This is a genomic window from Corynebacterium sp. HMSC056E09 (assembly GCF_001813425.1).
GTDB classification, from domain to species: domain Bacteria; phylum Actinomycetota; class Actinomycetes; order Mycobacteriales; family Mycobacteriaceae; genus Corynebacterium; species Corynebacterium hesseae.
Genome location: NZ_KV812487.1, coordinates 1 through 200 on the forward strand (window position 1 = coordinate 1; position 200 = coordinate 200).

Sequence of the window (200 nt, forward strand, 5' to 3'; positions counted from 1 at the left end):
CACTGCCGTGTTCGCGTCCACTACACAGTATCTGACACAACACCAGCAACCAGACGTTGCCCTAAGTGTTTGTCGGTGGCCTATAGCAGCAGGGAAACGCCCGGACCCATTCCGAACCCGGAAGCTAAGCCTGCTAACGCTGATGGTACTGCAACCGGGAGGTTGTGGGAGAGTAAGAAACCGCCGACACCAAACAACAA

1 rRNA gene is annotated in these 200 nt (G+C 55.5%); it reads left to right on the forward strand.

The window, feature by feature from the left end:
* Positions 1–71 precede the first annotated feature (71 nt).
* Positions 72–189: ribosomal RNA gene (rrf, locus tag HMPREF2912_RS12540) — 5S ribosomal RNA — on the forward strand.
* The last annotated feature ends 11 nt before the right edge of the window (positions 190–200 follow it).